Raw genomic sequence first — 14,760 nt, 5'->3', positions numbered from 1 at the left:
CGTCCATGGCCCAGGTTTCCGCTTCGGCCCGGCGCGGATATAGCTGGAGGGCGTTTTTCGGAGACCGCCATGCCCGCCGATCCCTCGCCTTTCTTTGCGACCGCCGAAGGCAAGCGTTTGGTTGCCGCACGCGATGACGAGGCGTGGCGGCAGTGGGGTCCCTATCTCAGCGAACGCCAATGGGGAACGGTGCGGGAGGATTACAGCCCGAACGGCGATGCCTGGACCTATCTCACCCATGACCAGGCGCGCAGCCACGCGTATCGCTGGGGCGAGGATGGGCTGGCCGGCTTCGGTGAGCGCTATCTGCGCTGGAACCTCGGCCTCGCGCTGTGGAACCGCGAGGACCCGATCATCAAGGAGCGGCTGTTCGGTCTCGCCAACGAGGAGGGAAATCACGGCGAGGATGTCAAGGAACTGTATTATTACCTCGATGGTACGCCGACCCATTCGTACATGCGGATGCTTTACAAATATCCACAGGCAGCCTTCCCCTACGACCATCTGGTGCATGAGAATGCCGGCCGTGGCTACGAGGAACTCGAATACGAGCTGATCGACACGGGGCTTTTCGACGAGAGCCGCTACTTCGACATCTTCGTGGAATATGCCAAGGCGGCGCCAGACGACATCCTGATGCGCATCACCATCGCCAATCGCGGCCCGGACGCCGCGACGCTGCATGTTCTGCCTCAGCTTTGGGCGCGCAATATCTGGAGCTGGAATCCGGGTCATGCCAAACCGGTGGTGCAGGGGCTGTCGCCGCGCGAGGCGGCGGCGCGGCATCCCGAATTGCCGGAGATGCGGCTTCATCTGGGGCAGGAAGCGCGCATGCTGTTCTGCGAGAATGAAACCAACCGGCCGAAGCTTTTCGGCGATGCGGCCACCGGCACTTTCAAGGACGGCATCAACGACTTCCTGGTGGGCGGCAAGCGGGAGGCGATCAATGCCGATGCGCGCGGCACCAAGGTGGCGGCGGATCACCTGGTCACGGTAGCCGCCGGAGGGGAGCAAGTGCTGCGGCTGCGCTTCCGCCCGGCGACGGTCATCGGCGACGCCTTCGAGGATTTCGACAAGGTTTTCGCTGCCCGCATCGCGGAGACCGAGGAATTCTATGCCGTGGTTCAGGACGGCGTGACCAACGAGGATGCGCGACATGTCCAGCGCCTGGCGCTGGCCGGCATGCTGTGGTCGAAGCAGCTCTATCACTACGATGTTCGGGAATGGCTGAAGGGCGACGAAGGCCAGCCGCCGCCGCCGGAAAGCCGTTTCCACGGCCGCAATGCCGATTGGGGTCATGTGCGGAACGAGGACATCATCTCGATGCCTGACAAGTGGGAATATCCCTGGTACGCCTCCTGGGATCTCGCCTTCCATGCCCTGCCGCTCGCGATGGTCGATCCCGAATACGCGAAAGAGCAAGTGCGGATGGTGACGCATGACAATTACATGCATCCGAACGGCCAGCTTCCCGCCTATGAATATGCCTTCGGCGACGCCAACCCGCCGCTACAGGCCTGGGCCGCTTTCCGTGTGTATCAGATGGACCGGGAGATGCGGGGCGTCGGCGATATCGACTACCTCAAGCACATCTTTAACAAGCTCGCGCTCAATTTCACTTGGTGGGTGAACCGCAAAGATGCCGATGGGCGCAATATCTTCCAGGGCGGTTTTCTGGGGCTCGACAATATCGGTATCTTCGATCGCTCGAAGCCCTTGCCGATGGGCGGGCAGCTCAGCCAATCGGATGCTACGGCCTGGATGGCGATGTATGCGCTGAACCTCATGCGCATGGCGATCGAGATCGCGATGGTTGATCGCGTTTATCAATCGATGGCGGCGAAATTCTTCGAGCATTTCTTGTATATCGCCGAGGCGGCCGCCAAGCATGGCGGGTTGTGGGACGATCAGGACGAGTTCTTCTACGACCAGCTCAATCTTCCCGATCGCGAGGCGATCCCGATCCGCAGCCGCACGATGGTGGGGCTCATGCCGCTCTTCGCGGTCGATGTGCTGCATGTGACCGATGCGCCGAAGCTGCCGGAATTCGCGCAGCGCATGCATTGGTTCCTGGAGCACCGGCCGGACCTCGCCGATCTCGTGTCGCACTGGAATGTGCCGGGTATGGAGGAGACGGCACTGCTCTCCATGCTGCGCGGCCATCGCGTTAACCGGCTGCTGTGGCGGATGCTGGATGAGGAAGAGTTTCTTTCGCCGCATGGCGTGCGCAGCGTCTCAAAGGCGCATGAGGGCGATCCCTATGTCTTCGAGTGGAACGGCGAGACATTCGAATTGCCGTATTGGCCGGCGGAATCACGGTCGGGCCTGTTTGGCGGTAACTCGAATTGGCGCGGCCCGATCTGGATGCCGGTGAATTATCTTCTGATCGACAGTCTGCGGCAGTTTCACAACTATTATGGCGATGAGTTCCAGGTTCCTTGCCCGGCCGGATCGAAGACGATGATGACCTTGGAGCAGGTCGCGAATGAGCTGTCGCGGCGGCTCACCACGCTGTTCACGCGGGATGCCGATGGGCGCCGGCCGGTGCATGGTGACCACCCGCTGCTACAGAACGACCCGCATTTCCGCGACCTGCCGCTGTTCTATGAATACTTCAACGGCGATACCGGCCGGGGCTGCGGCGCCTGTCATCAGACCGGCTGGACAGGTCTGGTGGCCTTGCTGATCCGGGACGCGGCACTGTGAGCGACGCGTCCCGAGAACCGCAAACGCTGCCCTTTTCGCCGAGCGAGCGGAGCTTCCTGCGGCAGGAACTCGGGGCGGCCTTCGGTCATCGCAAATCCCTGGCACAGGGCATCGGCGTCGCGGTCTGGACCACGGGGCCGCGCAAAGGCGAGCCCAAGGTGCCGCCGGTTCTCGCCGGTCTGGTGGCGCGTGGAATCATGGACATGCCCGCTGAAGACCTCGGGCGCCGTGCCTATTTCACGCAGACGGGACTGGCGGCGCTGCGCGTGCTGTATGAGGACGGGCGCTACCTCGATCCCGATCGTTTTGGACATCTGCGGGAGGAGCTTGGACTTTGACAGGAACACGGCGATGAGCACGGATCCCTATAAGCTGCTCGGCGTCGCGAAGGATGCCTCCCAAAAGGACATTCAGAAAGCCTATCGCGCCCTCGCCAAGAAGCTGCATCCCGATCTCAATCCAGGCGACAAGGAAGCGGAACGGAAGTTCAAGGAAATCGCCTCAGCCAATGCGCTGCTGAGCGATGAGGAAAAGCGCGGCCGTTTCGATCGCGGCGAGATCGACGCGGCGGGGGTCGAGGTGCCGCAGCGGCGATATTACCGCGACTATGCGGGGGCGGAGGGGCCGGGCCACGCCTATGACACCGGCGCGGGCTTCGCCGATCTGAGCGAGGATGACGACCTTCTCTCCGCCATCTTCGCCAATCGCGGGCGGCGGCCTTTCCATATGCGAGGTGGCGATCTGCGGTATCACCTCGATCTCGATTTCCTCGACGCGGTGAATGGTGTCACGCGGCGGGTGACGATGCCGGATGGTGCGGCACTCGACATCACCATTCCGCCCGGCACGCGGGAAGGCCAGGCGCTGCGGCTGAAGGGCAAGGGCGAGCCCAGTCCGGGGGAGGGTCCGCCGGGCGATGCCCTCATCGAGGTTTCGGTGCGGCCGCATCCGTTTTATGTGCGGGATGGGAACGACGTGCGCCTCGATGTTCCGATTTCGATCAACGAGGCGGTGCTTGGCGGAAAGATCGCGGTCCCGACGCCAGCCGGTCCGGTCAACGCGAATTTGCCGCCTGGCACCAATACCGGGCGGGTGTTGCGCCTGCGTGGGCGCGGGGTTCCGCTGCCGGAGGGCGGTCGGGGGGATGTCTACATCACGCTCAAAATCGTGCTGCCTGACGCGCCAGATCCGGCGCTGGAGGCTTTCGTCGAAGGTTGGGAAGCAGGGCGCGACCAAGCGCCAAGGCGGGAGATGGGCGTATGAGCTTCGACCTTGAGGAAATGCGGCAAATCACAAGGGTCGATGTCATCACGTTGGAGACCTGGGTCGCGGAAGGCTGGCTGGTGCCTGAGGCCGGCGCGCCGGCGCGGCGCTTCACCCAGGTCGATGTGGCGCGGGCGCATCTCATCCAGGATCTCCGCGAGGAGATGGGCGTGAACGACGAAGGCGTCGCCCTCATTCTCCAATTGATCGACCAAATCCATGGCCTGCGCCGCGCGCTGCGGGGGGTGCGGCCGGTGAGTGAGGGGTGAGGGGGCGTGGATATCGCTAAATCTGTGGTCGATTCGTCATGCTCGGCGAAGGCCGAGCATCCGCGCCTTTGCTGCGTCCCGAAGGCAAGGCGTGGATGGCACGCCTTCGCGCGCCATGAGGGATCTTTTGGATCACGGTTCAGAATCAGATCATCAAGGGACTGCCTGCTCTTAAGGCGCTTTCGCCACCGCGCAGTTGTGGTCCTGTAGGTACTCGCCGCTGCCCATGTTTCCCTTCGCCGGTTCGGCCAGGCCGTCGAGCAAAATGAAACCTGGCGCGCCCCCAGCGAAATTCTCGCCCGCGACGACCAGCGTATGCCGGCCCATATCGGCCGAGGCGCCTGGTTCGCCGGTCGCCAGCAGCTTGAACGGGTTCTGCCGCTCGAGGCTCATCCCCATGATCCGCATCGCGCGGTAGGGCTGCCCGACGAGCGGCTCTGGAAAGGGCGCCCAGGTAGTGCCGATCGTCGCCGCATGGCGGGCCAGGGCATTCCGGACATCGATGCGGATGCAGTCCATGTGAATATGAAGCTGCTGCTGGCTGCGGCCATAGATCGAGTTGATCGCGAGGCTGAGATCCTGGCGCGGCAGATCCTCCTCGGCTTGAGCGCGGACGAAGCCAATCTGAGTCCAGGCGTCGCCGAAATAGTTCCGTGCCCCCGGCGTGAGCAACGCGGGACTCTCGATCCCGGTCAGCCGTGCCGTCGGGATCAGCAGGTACTGCGTATGGCCGACGATGTCCTTGAGGATCGCATAGCCGCCCTTGAGGTCGACGCGGGTGCAGGGCAGCGGGCTGCCGACATGCAGCTGGTCGGGCACGCAGCGGTTATGAACGATCTTCCACAGGATATTCGGATCGGTCGCCGCCCCCAGGAAAATGATAGGCGCGAAGACCGCCACCAGCGCGAGAGCGCCCGTTACAACGCGCCGCCAGCCGAGCGGGACCCCTAGGATTGTCATCACAGCCCTTCCCCGCCGCCGATAGGTTGCATTTTAGCGGAGTGCCACGAGGATGTCCCGCTCCCCTGAAGCTCAGGAGGCCGCCGCGTGACGATCGAAATCCGACTGCTCCTCTGGACCGTTCTGTTCGGCCTTGTCCAATCGGTGGCGACCGGCGTCGCGGTCATGCGGCAGCGCGGCGTTACCTTCACGTCGGGCGCGCGGGACGATCAAAGGCCGATCACCGGGTGGGAGGGGCGCGTCGTCAGGGCCTTCGCCAATTTTATGGAGACCTTTCCGTTCTTCGCGGTCGTCGTGCTGGCGGGCGCCTTCCTGCAACGACATGGCGCGCAGACTGTCATCGGGTGCTATCTCTATTTTTGGGGCAGGATTGTTTATTGGCCCCTTTATGTCGGCGGCGTGCCTTATGCGCGCTCGCTCTGCTACGCCGTTGCAACTCTGGGTATCGTTTTGGTGTTCACCGGCATCACCGGTTGAAAATAGATTGCATTCCATGCTGCGCTGCGGCATAAGCCAGCCATGATTGTTCGCGAGGCGCGCGAACCTTGAGCCCGCTTGGGCCTCGCCATACAGGCGGCGGCCAGTTCGGACCTCATCTCTTCCGGGCAATCTCCCTGAACCTGTTCCACTCCGCATCGCGCGGGGAGCACGGACACGACCCGCCGGCGCACTTGGCCCCGGCGGCGTGGAGAGTCTTGCTTTGTCTTCTACCCAATCACCACCGACCACCGACGGCAGCTTTGATACGCTCGGCCTTATCGAGCCACTGCGCCGCATCCTGACCGATCTGAAATTCACCGCGCCGACGCCGATCCAGGCTGGCGCCATCCCCAAACTGCTCGAAGGGCGTGACCTGCTCGGCGTCGCGCAGACCGGTACCGGCAAGACCGGCGCCTTCGCCCTGCCCATCATCCAGCACCTCCTCGCCGACAAGCGCCGGCCCAAGCCCTACGGCACCCGCGCGCTGATTCTGGCGCCGACGCGCGAACTCGCTCTGCAGATCGAGGAGAGCATCCGCCGCTTCTCGGCCGGTACCGGCATCCGCACCGTCGCCATTCTCGGCGGCGTCGGCCGTAGCCCGCAGGTCCAGAAGATGCAGCGCGGCACCGACGTCGTCGTCGGCACGCCGGGCCGCATCAAGGACCTGATGAGCACTAGGGAGCTGTTGCTCGACCAGGTGAGCCATTTCGTCCTCGACGAGGGCGACCAGATGCTTGACCTAGGCTTCATCCGCGATATCCGGACGATCATGGCTGCGCTTCCGGCGCAGCGTCAGTCGATGCTGTTCTCGGCCACGATGCCGACCGAAGTCGCCAAGCTCGCCACCAGCCTGCTGCGCAACCCGGTTCGCGTTCAGGTCGAAAGCGAGACGCCGACACCGGACCGGATCGAGCAGCATGTCCATTTCGTCGAGGCTTCGGCGAAGCGGGCGCTGCTGGTGACGCTGCTACGTGACCCGGCCTTCTCGCGCGTCATTGTCTTTGCCCGCACCAAGCGCGGCGCGGATCGTGTCGCCGAATACCTGGAAGCCGCCGGCATCCCCGCCGAGGCGATGCATGGCAACAAAAGCCAGAATGCGCGCGTGCGCAGCCTGGATCGCTTCAAGAACGGCCAGGCGCGGGTGTTGGTCGCGACCGATCTCGCGGCGCGGGGCATCCACGTGACGGACATCAGCCACGTCATCAACTTCGACCTGCCGAACGAGCCTGAGAGCTACGTCCATCGCATCGGCCGCACCGCGCGTGCTGGCGCCTCGGGCATTGCTCATGCCTTCTGCGACTCGAGCGAGCAGAGCTTCCTGCGCGCCATTCAGCGCTTGACGGGTGTGGTCATGCACGTCGCCGGGCCGCGGCCTTCCGCGCCACTGGTGCCGGGCGCGACCGCCGAGGTGGTGCCGATGCGCCCGGTTCACACGCCGCAGCAGCAGACGGAGGCCGAGCGACCGAAGCGCCGCAGCCGCCGCTCCGGCTCCGGCCGCCGGTCGCGGGCCGCCTAAAGCTAAGAGTCTTACCGGCCAGGCTTTCAGGCTCATTCTCGCCGTAACGGGCGGGGATGGGCCTGAAGCTTTTTTGGGGCTGGACGGAACCGGGTCGGGGAAGGCATGAGCCCCAACCCTCTACCCACTCGCATGGACTCTCGCTGATGGCCGTCTACACGGAAGTTACGGATGAGGCGCTCGCCGAGTATCTCATCGCCTATGACATCGGCGAGATGGTGGCCTTTCGCGGCATCGCGGAGGGGGTCGAGAACAGCAACTACATGCTGCGCACGACCTCGGGCGATTTCATCCTCACGCTGTATGAGAAGCGCGTCGATCCCGAGGAACTGCCGTGGTTCCTCGGCCTCATGGAGCATCTGTTCGAGCATGGCGTGACCTGCCCCCGGCCAGTCCGTGCGCGCGATGGCGAGGCGCTGCGCATGCTGGCGGGCCGCCATGCCGCGATCACCACCTTTCTTCCGGGCGTCTGGCCACGGCGCCCGCAGGTCGTGCATTGCGGGCCGCTCGGCGAGGCGCTCGCCCGTCTCCATCTTGCCGGTCAAGGCTATGCGCCGGCGCGCTTCAATGCGCTGGGACCCTCCGGCTGGCCGCCGTTGCTGGCCCGCAGTCTTGGACGCGGTGAGGAAGTCGCCGCAGGGCTGGATGCGGAGGCCGAGCGGTCTGTGGCGGAGGTCATGGCGAACTGGCCGAGCGGATTGCCGATCGGTCATATCCACGCCGATCTTTTTCCCGACAATGTATTCTTCCTCGACGGCCGAATTTCCGGACTGATCGACTTCTACTTCGCCGCAACCGACATCCTGGCCTATGACCTCGCGGTCTGCCTCAATGCCTGGTGCTTCGAGACGGACGGCACCTTCAACGTGACACGTGGCCGGGCGCTCATCGCGGGCTACAACGCGGTGCGGCCGCTGAGCGAGGCCGAGGAGGCGGCGCTGCCGGTGCTGGCCCAGGGCGCGGCGCTGCGTTTCCTGCTCACCCGCCTCTACGATTGGCTCTACACGCCGGAGGGCGCGCTGGTGACGCGGAAGGATCCGCTGGAATATCTCCGCAAGCTGCGCTTCCACCATCATGCGCGGGGGGTGCGGTCCTATGTCGGCTGAGGACGCGCTGGCGCTCGTCGAGATTTGGACCGATGGCGGCTGCAAGCCCAATCCCGGCCCCGGTGGCTGGGCGGCGATCCTGCGTTTCGGCACGGTGGAGCGCGAGTTGTCCGGCGCTGAGGCGGTGACGACGAATAACCGCATGGAGCTGACGGCGGCGGCCGAAGCGCTGGAAGCTTTGACGCGGCCCTGCACGGTCGCGCTGCATACCGACAGCGAATATCTGCGCAACGGCATCACCCGCTGGACCACGGGATGGGTACGCAAGAATTGGCGCAGCGCCTCGGGCGATCCGGTGGCGAATATCGATTTGTGGAAACGCATCCTGGCCGCGGCGCAGCGCCACGAGATCGACTGGCGCTGGGTGCGCGGCCATTCCGGCGACACGATGAACGAGCGGGCGGATGTGCTGGCGACGGAAGCGCGGGCGAAGTTGGGAGGCTAACAAGCTGCGAGCGTTCGTCGCCGACACCTAGGCGATTTCGATCTCCAGTACCGTCATCGCCGGGCGGCCGCCTCCGGTTTCCACCACCTCTCCCGGGACCGCGCCCAGGAGAGCCTGGGCGACGGGGGAGGCCCAACTCAGTAACCCCGCCGCTGGATCGGCCTCATCCTCGCCGACGATGCGGTAACGCTGGGTGGCGCCATTGGCTCGGCGCAGTGTGACGGTGGTGCCGAAGGCGACTTCTTCAGGCGTGGCGGGTGGCTCGGTCAGCTGCGCGGTCGTTCGCCTGCTGCGCCAGTAGCGGAGGTCGCGGGCGAGGGCGGGGCGCGCCGGATCCTCGGCCGCAAGGGCGGCGAGATGCGCTTCTAGCCTCGCCGCCTCCGCCTCGATCGCGGCGAGGCCGCTTGGGGTGACGAGGTTGGGCATCGCGCTCACCGGCCGCTCCGGCAGAACGGCGGCAGCGGCGGCAGCGGCATCTTCGGAGACGAAAGCGCGGCTCATCCTGGCGCATCCTTGAATGGCGGCCTCGTTCGAGATCGCCGGACCGAGACTTATGCGCCCTGGCCAGCGTCTCAAGCGCAAAACATTCTTCGGGCACTGTTGAACACACGCTCATCAAGACTAGGATCGCCGCTCGCGAGGAGCTGGAGACGCGATATGGCCGAGGATGTGAGCGTGACCTTCCCGGGAGACGGACCGGGCGAAGTGCTGCGGATCGCCGCCTGGCGCTTCCATGGTTCGGGCAGCGGCCCGGTCGTCCACCTGCAAGCGGGTGTCCATGCCGACGAAATTCCGGGCATGATCGTGCTGGACCAGCTTCTGCCACGCCTCGCCACGGCAGAGCGGCGGGGGCTGTTGCGCGGCACTGTTACGGTGGTGGCGCAGGCTAATCCGCTGGGACTCAGGCAGTTCCGGCAGGACCGGCTGCTCGGGCGCTTCCACGAGGCAGGCTCGCGCAATTTCAACCGGCATTTTCCCGCCTCGATTGCTCACCCCGATGCGACCAGCTTTTCAGCTTGGCAGAGCACGCTCTACGCGCTGTCCGAGGGGGCCGAGATCGTGCTCGACCTGCATACGGATGCCGAGGCGATTTCCTACATCTATGTGCACCGCGACTTCTGGCCGAAGGCGGAGGCGCTTGGCGCAGCCTTTGGCGCCGAGCTCGCGATCCTGTGGGATTTCGACAACAGCGGCGCCTTCGAGGAGGCCGCGGCGGCGCGGCTATTATCCCATCAGGGACCTCAGCGTTTGACCAGCACGGTGGAGCTGCGTGGCCAGGCCGATACCGATCCCGCGACGACCGAAGCGGATGTCCGTGGTCTGTACGATTTCCTCGGCCATGTCGGAGCGATTGAAGGGGCCGATGCGCTGCCGCCCTGGCGGGGTATCGCGGTGCCGATCCAGAATATCGAGACGATCTTCGCGCCCTCCGCCGGGCTCATCGCATTTCCGCTGCCTTTAGGCGCGACCGTCGCGGCGGGGGAGGAGGTGGCGCGGCTGCTGCCGATGCCGGGCAAGCCCTGGATCAGTCTGCGCGCGCCTCAGGCCGGGCGTATCGTGACGCGGCATCGGGACCGTATCGTCGCCAAGGGCGGGGTGGTGGTGAAGATGACGGGTAATGGGCCTTCCGCGCGCTACACGGGCGGCGCGCTGGATGATTCGCCTTAGCGGCCCGGCCGCAGCACTTTGCCGCGTTCGACGCGGCCGTAGACGCTTTCGATGCCGTAGGTGAGCAGCAAGTAGACGATCGCGACCAGCAGCAGCGGCTCATAGACGTGGAAGGTCTGCGCCCGGACGATATCGGCGGCGCCCAACAGATCCGTCACCGCCACGGTCGAGGCGAGAGCGGTCGCCTTCATCAGCATAACCGTCTCGCCGGCCAGCGCGGGCAGCAGGTTGCGCAGCGTGCGCGGCAGCCAGATGCGGCGGAGCGTGAGTATGCGGCCCATGCCAAAGGCGGAGGCGGCTTCCAACTCGCCGGGTGGAATCGCGCGCATGCCGCTCCGGATGAGTTCGCCCCAATAAGCGGCGTTGCTCAGCACGAGCGTGAGCGCGACATACCAGAAGCCGTTGCGCAGATAGGGCCAGAGTGGTCCCCACCGCAGCCATGGCAGCGCCGCGAAAGCGCTGCCGAGCCCGTAATAGAGGATGTAGATCTGCACGAGCAGCGGAGTGCCGCGAATCACACTCGTGTAGAGTCCGAAGGTTGAGGAGACGACACGCGATCGCGACATGCGGCCGAGCGCGACCCCGATCGCCAGCACGATGCCGAGTGTGCCCGACACCGCGATGAGCAGGATCGTGCATTCCAGCCCCTGTAGCAAAAGCCCAAGGTTCGGCAGGAACCAGGAGAAATTCATCGCGCGCGCACCGGCATCCAGCGCCCGAACCGGCCCTCAATCGACCGGATGCCGATATTGGAAACCAGCGTCATCGCGTAGTAGACGGCGGCCGCGACGACGTAGAACAGGAAATAACGCTGGGTGTAACCGGCCGCCTGCTTCGCGGTGTAGAGCAACTCGCTGTAGCCAACGACGCTGATGAGTGCGCTGTCCTTGATCAGGACCATCCAAAGATTCGACAACCCGCCGATCGCCATCGGCAGCATCGTCGGCAAGATAATGCGGCGGAAAAGCAGGATTCGCGCATGGCCGAAGGCATGCGCGGCCTCGATCTGACCGTAGGGAATTGCCAGGATGGCGCCGCGAATGATCTCCGACGCATAGGCGCCCTGGACCAGCCCGAGCACGATGATCGCAGTCGCGAATCCGCTGATCGGCGCATCGCCGAGACCGATCGCATGCAGCGCTTCGTTGAGGAGTTGCGAACCCAGGTAATACAGCACCAGGATCAGCAGCAGTTCCGGGATGGCACGGCAGATCGTGGTGTAGCCGCGCGCGAGGACGACGAGAGGCGGCACGCGGCTCAGCCGCGCCGCCGCCGTCAGTGTCCCGATGACCAGCCCGCAAATGAATGCGCCAATCGTGATCTCGATGGTGACGAGAGCACCCGAGAGCAGGGCCGGACCCCAGCCATTGGGACCGAAGCCGAGGATTCCGCCCATGCCCTACGAGCCGCGCGGCTTACTTGAAGTCTGCCGGCGGCGGCCAAACGTCGATGCTGAAGTATTTGCGGTCGATCTTGGCGTAGGTTCCATTGTCGCGCACCGCCTGGATAGCGGCGCTGAGCTTCGCCTTCAGCGCGGTGTCGTCGGGCCGAACACCGGCGCCGACGCCGTTGCCGAAGAGGGGGTCGTGCGGCAGCGTGGTCGTGACGAAGCCCTGCCCGGCCGGCGTTTTAGCGAAAGCGTCGGCCGCGATGCCGTCGCAGAGCATCGCATCGATGCGCCCGGAGGTAAGGTCGGCATTCACCTCCTCCTGCGTGTCGTAGGTCTTCACGGTGTTCGTCGGATAATACTTCTTCAGCCAATTGACGAAGATCGTGCCGATCTGCACGCCGATAACCTTGCCCTTCAGCCCCCCCTTCGCGACATCGAGGCCCTCCGCTTTCGGCGCCGTCACATCAACGGGCGTATCGTAATAGGGAATGGTGAAGGCGACGGTCTTCTCGCGTTCGGCGGTGATCGACATCGAGGTGAAGATCACATCGATTTTATGCGCGAGCAGCGCGGGAATGATGCCGTCCCAGGCGATTTCGCTGATCTTGCACTGCGCTTTCATTTGCTCGCAAAGCGCGCGGGCGAGGTCGGGTTCGAAACCTTCCCAAACTCCCGCCGGTGACTTGTACGAGAAGGGCGCATAGGGTTCGGCGGAGATGCCGAAGATGATGGGCGCGTCGGCGCGCGCCGGGATATGCGGCAGCACGGTGACGGCACTCGTCGCGAGGAGCGCGAGCAGCAGGCGTTTCATGGCGTTGATCCTCTCTGAGGTTAGGCGATCAGTGAGCAAGATGCGTGCCGATGAATTGTCGGCAGGCGGCGGTCTGCGGATTGCTGAACAGCTCGCGCGGCGGTCCCTCCTCCTCGATAACGCCGCCGCGCAAAAAGCAGACATGCGAGGCGACATCACGCGCGAAGCGCATCTCATGGGTGACGAGGATCATGGTGCGCCCTTCGTCAGCGAGACCGCGGATGACCTTGAGCACCTCGCCCACAAGTTCGGGATCAAGCGCCGAGGTCGGCTCGTCGAACAACAGCAGGCGCGGGCGGATGGCGAGCGCGCGCGCGATGGCGACGCGCTGTTGCTGGCCGCCGGAGAGAAAGCCGGGATAGACGTCCCGCTTCTCGGTCAGGCCGACGCGTTCCAGCAGGGACATGGCGTGTTCGGTCGCCTCGGCGCGCTTTTCGCCCATGACATGAATAGGCGCTTCCATGACGTTCTGCAGCACCGTGAGATGCGGCCAGAGGTTGAAGCTCTGGAACACCATGCCGACGCCACTGCGAATGCGCGCGAGCTGACGGCGGTCGGCGAGCATGGGGCGGTTGTGGCGATCGTGGCGGATCGCGACTTCCTCGCCGTTCACGACGAGCCGGCCGCCATTGGGCATCTCAAGCAGATTGAGGCAGCGCAGCAGCGTGCTTTTGCCCGAGCCACTGCCGCCGATAAGGGCGAGGACATCGCCCTGGCGGGCGGTCAAGGACACGCCCTTCAGAACCTCGACGGGCCCGAAGCTCTTCCTCAGACCGTCCACTTCGACAAGCTTTGGCAGCATTGCTGCCATGCTAGAACAAGCGAATGCGCTTGTTAAGCACTCGCTCAGGATCTCGGCGAAGATTTTGCGTTCGGGTTACGCGGATGTCGTTTCGTTGAACGGCGCGAGCCCTCTCGCCGCCACTCCGTCATGGCACGCCTTAGCGTGCCATGACGCTTACCCGCTTGTCCGTTGCCTCGCGGCCTTTAGCGGCGCCCCAATTCGCGATCTAACTCAGAAAACGACCGGCGCGTGTTCCAGCCCCAGGGCCTTGGCGACCGCGGCATGCGTGATCTTGCCCTCATGCACATTCAACCCGCCGGCGAAACCAACATCCGCCGCCAGCGCCTTGCGCCAGCCCAGATTGGCGAGCGCCAGCACATAAGGCAGCGTCGCGTGGCTCAGCGCATGGGTGGAGGTGCGGGCGACGCCGCCGGGCATATTGGCGACGCAGTAGTGAACGATGCCGTCCACCACATAGGTCGGGTCGTCATGCGTGGTGGGTTTGCTGGTCTCGAAGCAGCCGCCCTGGTCGATCGCGACATCGACGAGCACGGAGCCCGGCCGCATGCGGCCAAGATGGGCGCGGGTGACGAGCCGGGGCGCCGCCGCACCGGCAACGAGAACGGCGCCGATCACGAGATCGGCCTCCGTCACCGCCTTCTCGATCGCCTCGGTCGTCGAATAGGCGGTCTTGAGCCCGGGACCGAAGAGGTTGTCGAGTTCGGCGAGGCGCGGGAGATATTTGTCGAGGATGGTCACGTCAGCGCCGAGGCCGAGCGCCATCCGCGCGGCATTGGCTCCGACCACACCGCCGCCGAGCACCGCGACCTTGCCGGGCAGCACGCCGGGCACGCCGCCGAGCAGCACGCCCGAGCCGCCATAACTCTTTTGCAGCGAAACCGCGCCGACCTGGATCGACATGCGGCCCGCGATCTCGCTCATCGGCGCCAGCAGCGGCAGGCGCCCCTGCTTGTCGATGACGGTCTCATAGGCGATGGCGGTGACGCCGCTGGCCTGGAGCAGTGCAGTCTGGTGCGGGTCGGGTGCCAAATGGAGATAGGTGAAGAGGGTCTGGCCACGGCGCAGACGCTTGCATTCGACCTCCTGCGGCTCTTTCACCTTCACGATGAGATCGGCTTCGCGGAAGACCTCCTCGGCGGAGGGGGCGATGCGGGCGCCGGCGGCCTGGTACGCCGCGTCGTCATAGCCGATGCCGAGGCCGGCGCGGGTCTCGACGAGAACCTGGTGGCCGGAATCCACCAGCTCGCGTACGGCCGCCGGCACTAGGCCGACGCGGAATTCGTTGTTCTTGATTTCCCTGGGAACGCCGACAAGCATCTTGAGCTCCTGATTCCGACGCAC

At 64.9% G+C, this 14,760-nt stretch carries 16 protein-coding genes; 9 read left to right on the top strand and 7 right to left on the bottom strand.

Annotated features, from left to right (window positions below; genetic code table 11):
* Nucleotides 1-69: 69 nt before the first annotated feature.
* From GSQ92_RS09055 to GSQ92_RS09040, 4 genes are read left to right on the top strand one after another with little or no spacing between them, the layout of a single operon-like run.
* Nucleotides 70-2,706 (top strand): MGH1-like glycoside hydrolase domain-containing protein, encoded by a 2,637-nt coding sequence (locus GSQ92_RS09055; RefSeq protein ID WP_158802953.1) that lies wholly within the window; start codon nucleotides 70-72, stop codon nucleotides 2,704-2,706.
* The gene (locus GSQ92_RS09050) at nucleotides 2,703-3,044 is read left to right on the top strand and encodes a hypothetical protein (RefSeq protein ID WP_158802952.1); all 342 of its coding nucleotides are present in this window, start codon (nucleotides 2,703-2,705) and stop codon (nucleotides 3,042-3,044) included. The genes GSQ92_RS09055 and GSQ92_RS09050 overlap by 4 nt, the downstream gene beginning before the upstream one ends.
* A 13-nt stretch (nucleotides 3,045-3,057) precedes the next feature.
* On the top strand, nucleotides 3,058-3,969 hold the full coding sequence (locus tag GSQ92_RS09045; protein WP_158802951.1) for a DnaJ C-terminal domain-containing protein: 912 nt from the start codon (nucleotides 3,058-3,060) through the stop codon (nucleotides 3,967-3,969).
* Entirely contained in the window at nucleotides 3,966-4,238 is a 273-nt protein-coding gene (locus tag GSQ92_RS09040; protein ID WP_216850047.1) for a chaperone modulator CbpM, read from the top strand. The genes GSQ92_RS09045 and GSQ92_RS09040 overlap by 4 nt, the downstream gene beginning before the upstream one ends.
* A 171-nt stretch (nucleotides 4,239-4,409) precedes the next feature.
* On the opposite strand, the gene GSQ92_RS09035 is transcribed toward GSQ92_RS09040, so the two are convergent.
* Nucleotides 4,410-5,198, bottom strand: coding sequence for a CDP-diacylglycerol diphosphatase (locus GSQ92_RS09035; RefSeq protein ID WP_158802950.1), 789 nt, complete (start codon nucleotides 5,196-5,198; stop codon nucleotides 4,410-4,412).
* An 87-nt stretch (nucleotides 5,199-5,285) separates the two neighbouring features.
* Between GSQ92_RS09035 and GSQ92_RS09030 the strand changes: the two genes are divergently transcribed.
* The 4 genes from GSQ92_RS09030 to rnhA all read left to right on the top strand — a co-directional run bounded on the left by GSQ92_RS09030 (nucleotide 5,286) and on the right by rnhA (nucleotide 8,745).
* Nucleotides 5,286-5,675, top strand: coding sequence for an MAPEG family protein (locus GSQ92_RS09030; RefSeq protein ID WP_216850046.1), 390 nt, complete (start codon nucleotides 5,286-5,288; stop codon nucleotides 5,673-5,675).
* A gap of 223 nt (nucleotides 5,676-5,898) precedes the next feature.
* Nucleotides 5,899-7,194: a DEAD/DEAH box helicase gene (locus GSQ92_RS09025; RefSeq protein ID WP_158802949.1), complete on the top strand. Its 1,296-nt coding sequence runs from the start codon at nucleotides 5,899-5,901 to the stop codon at nucleotides 7,192-7,194.
* A 146-nt stretch (nucleotides 7,195-7,340) separates the two neighbouring features.
* Nucleotides 7,341-8,300, top strand: coding sequence for a homoserine kinase (locus tag GSQ92_RS09020; RefSeq protein WP_158802948.1), 960 nt, complete (start codon nucleotides 7,341-7,343; stop codon nucleotides 8,298-8,300).
* Entirely contained in the window at nucleotides 8,290-8,745 is a 456-nt protein-coding gene (rnhA, locus tag GSQ92_RS09015; RefSeq protein ID WP_158802947.1) for a ribonuclease HI, read from the top strand. Before GSQ92_RS09020 ends, rnhA begins: the two co-directional genes overlap by 11 nt.
* A gap of 27 nt (nucleotides 8,746-8,772) precedes the next feature.
* Here rnhA and GSQ92_RS09010 read toward each other — a convergent pair whose 3' ends face one another.
* Nucleotides 8,773-9,246 carry a GreA/GreB family elongation factor gene (locus GSQ92_RS09010; protein WP_158802946.1) on the bottom strand — a complete coding sequence of 158 codons (474 nt, stop codon included), beginning with the start codon at nucleotides 9,244-9,246 and terminating at the stop codon, nucleotides 8,773-8,775.
* A 156-nt stretch (nucleotides 9,247-9,402) separates the two neighbouring features.
* Here GSQ92_RS09010 and GSQ92_RS09005 point away from each other — a divergent pair, with 156 nt between their 5' ends.
* Complete coding sequence (locus GSQ92_RS09005; RefSeq protein WP_158802945.1) at nucleotides 9,403-10,413, top strand: succinylglutamate desuccinylase/aspartoacylase family protein; 1,011 nt, start codon at nucleotides 9,403-9,405, stop codon at nucleotides 10,411-10,413.
* Here GSQ92_RS09005 and GSQ92_RS09000 read toward each other — a convergent pair.
* The 5 genes from GSQ92_RS09000 to ald form a co-directional block, all read right to left on the bottom strand.
* Nucleotides 10,410-11,105, bottom strand: coding sequence for an ABC transporter permease (locus GSQ92_RS09000; protein ID WP_158802944.1), 696 nt, complete (start codon nucleotides 11,103-11,105; stop codon nucleotides 10,410-10,412). The two genes, GSQ92_RS09005 and GSQ92_RS09000, sit on opposite strands and share 4 nt — an antisense overlap.
* Nucleotides 11,102-11,809 carry an ABC transporter permease gene (locus GSQ92_RS08995; protein WP_158802943.1) on the bottom strand — a complete coding sequence of 236 codons (708 nt, stop codon included), beginning with the start codon at nucleotides 11,807-11,809 and terminating at the stop codon, nucleotides 11,102-11,104. The genes GSQ92_RS09000 and GSQ92_RS08995 overlap by 4 nt, the downstream gene beginning before the upstream one ends.
* Nucleotides 11,810-11,828: 19 nt before the next feature.
* Nucleotides 11,829-12,614 carry a transporter substrate-binding domain-containing protein gene (locus GSQ92_RS08990; protein WP_158802942.1) on the bottom strand — a complete coding sequence of 262 codons (786 nt, stop codon included), beginning with the start codon at nucleotides 12,612-12,614 and terminating at the stop codon, nucleotides 11,829-11,831.
* Between the two features lie 28 nt (nucleotides 12,615-12,642).
* A complete protein-coding gene (locus GSQ92_RS08985; RefSeq protein WP_305782224.1) occupies nucleotides 12,643-13,416 on the bottom strand; it encodes an ABC transporter ATP-binding protein in 774 nt (257 codons plus the stop codon).
* Between the two features lie 213 nt (nucleotides 13,417-13,629).
* Nucleotides 13,630-14,736, bottom strand: a complete 1,107-nt coding sequence (gene ald, locus GSQ92_RS08980; protein ID WP_158802940.1) for an alanine dehydrogenase — start codon at nucleotides 14,734-14,736, stop codon at nucleotides 13,630-13,632.
* Nucleotides 14,737-14,760 lie beyond the last annotated feature (24 nt).

Origin of the sequence: Acidisoma sp. S159, assembly GCF_009766125.1 — a bacterium.
GTDB lineage: Bacteria > Pseudomonadota > Alphaproteobacteria > Acetobacterales > Acetobacteraceae > Acidisoma.
This window is presented reverse-complemented; position numbering and strand designations above follow the sequence as displayed.